Annotated in this window: 2 protein-coding genes; both read left to right on the top strand. The window is 60.5% G+C overall.

What is annotated here, in order from left to right:
- Positions 1–94: 94 nt before the first annotated feature.
- Complete coding sequence (locus BM225_RS21460; RefSeq protein ID WP_078527637.1) at positions 95–1,450, top strand: IS1380-like element IS1247 family transposase; 1,356 nt, start codon at positions 95–97, stop codon at positions 1,448–1,450.
- A 420-nt stretch (positions 1,451–1,870) separates the two neighbouring features.
- Positions 1,871–2,266, top strand: a 396-nt coding sequence (locus BM225_RS21455) for an MFS transporter (RefSeq protein ID WP_143095450.1), incomplete at its 3' end; no start/stop codon positions are given.

The following is a 2,266-nucleotide window of genomic DNA, read 5'->3' as shown; positions in this document are numbered from 1 at the left end:
CCCACATTTCCCAAGTAAGGCGCTGATTTCGCTGTCCTGACCATTATATTTCCTATATAAAACATGGTGTTGAAGGCTGCGAGGGGCGCGTTTCATGGATCACCCAGAGGGTGCGGGCTTGCAACGGGCAGATCGGGTGGATTTCGACCCTCGCGTGCGGCTGGAATTTCGCGGCACGCAGCTCAGTTCCGACGGCGGCCTTCTGGTGATGCGCGAGCTTGATGACGCGCTCGGGTTGTCCGATTTGGCGTCAGCGGCGCTGCGCGATACTCGCTCTGGCAAGAACACGGTCCATCGGCTCGACGGCCTGTTCCGGCAATCAGTCTTTGGGCGGCTGGCCGGATACGAGGATGTCAACGACGCCAACCGTCTCGCCTGCGATCCGGTCATGCGCCAAGTTGTCGGCGGCAGAGCGGTCGATGCACAAGCGGCCTCGGCATCGCAGATGGGACGGTTCGAGACCGAGACGCTGGCTCTGGCCGGGAACCGTGCCGCGCTGGCCGACCTGAACGGGCAATGGATCGACCGGTTCCATGACCGTAACGGGCTGAAGTACATCGTTCTGGACATGGACAGCTCGGTCAGCCCGACCCATGGCGACCAGGAAGGGTCCGCCTGGAATGGCCATTTCGACTGTAGCTGCTATCACCCCAACTTTCTGTTCAACCAGTTCGGGATGCTGGAACGCTGCGCCCTGCGCCATGGCAACGTCCACAGCGCCGATGGCTGGCGTGATGTTCTCGACCCCGTCATTGCGCGCTACGCGGAGCGCGACCTTGGTGGCAGGTTCTTCCGGGCCGATGCTGCCTACGCGATCCCGGCGATCTATGAGCGATTGGAAGAAGCGCGGTTCTTCTACGCCATCCGGCTGCCCGCAAACGCGGTCCTCAAGGACAAGATCGCGCATCGGCTAACGCGCCCTGTCGGGCGGCCGTCACTGACCAAGGTCAAGCGGTTCTTCGAGGAATTCGAGTATCAGGCGGCGTCCTGGGACAAGGAACGCCGGGTGATCGCCAAGATCGAATGGCATCCGGGCGAACTGTTCCCGCGTGTCGGCTTCATCGTCACCAACCTGCCGATGGAGCCGGACTGGGTGGTGCGGTTCTACAACCAGCGCGGCACCGCCGAGCAGCACATCAAAGAGGGCAAATACGCCTTTCGCTGGACGCGGCTGTCGTGCCGGAAGTTCCGCGACAATGAGGTGCGGCTGCAACTGCACGCCCTGGCGTACAACCTGGCCACCTTCTTGCACTGCATCGAGCTGCCCGAGGCCATGGCCGACTGGTCGTTGACCAGCCTGCAACTGAAGCTGATCAAGATCGGGGCACGTGTGGTCCGTCACGCCCGCACCATCACCTTCCAGCTGGCCGAGGTCGCTGTCACCGGCACGATGGTACGCGCCATCCTCGCCGCTATCCGCCGATTGCGAGCGCCACCGCTATGCGCATGATCGCGATCCACGCTCAAACTGAACGAAAGCGGCTGGACAGATCTGTCCGCTGCGCTGAAAAACGCCGCCCCTGGGCAAGGAAACAGCGGCTTCGCGGTCTGATCCGTCCAGATCCAGCAGTCTGCGCGACCGCAGGTGCCGCTTGCGGCAGAAAATCCTTGTCTAGCGCTCGGATACAGGCGATCTTCACCTCAAACGACACGCCACTTGGGGAATGCAGGTTGCAACGCAACAACTAATTCGATAAGAGCTGCTATTCAATTTCGTAATCGTGGAGCCATCAGCATGGGAAATTCCAAGTCAGCAGACAAGTAAGCCGCAACATCAGAATTGTTGTTGCGGCGCTCTGTAAGACCAATCCCATCTGATTGCTGACGAGCAGACGCTGCCCGGTATCCTTAATCGAGCGGTTGATTCGTCATGACCACCACACGCCCCGCGTGGGCCTATACGCTGCCGGCAGCCTTGCTGCTTATGGCTCCCTTCGACATCCTCGCCTCGCTGGCGATGGATATTTATCTTCCAGTCGTTCCGGCGATGCCGGGCGTCCTGAACACGACTCCATCCATAATCCAACTCACGTTGAGCCTCTACATGGTGATGCTCGGTGTGGGCCAAGTGATCTTTGGGCCACTCTCCGATCGCGTCGGGCGACGGCCGATCCTGCTTGTAGGCGCAACGGCTTTCGTTGCTGCGTCTCTGGGAGCGGCTTGTTCTTCAACTGCATTAGCCTTTGTTGCGTTTCGTCTGGTTCAGGCTGTTGGAGCATCGGCCATGCTGGTGGCCACCTTCGCGACCGTGCGCGACGTATATGCC

The organism is Donghicola eburneus (assembly GCF_900115865.1).
Classification (GTDB): domain Bacteria; phylum Pseudomonadota; class Alphaproteobacteria; order Rhodobacterales; family Rhodobacteraceae; genus Donghicola; species Donghicola eburneus.
Note: the sequence above shows the minus strand (reverse complement) of the source record. Positions and strands in the feature narration are given on the sequence as shown.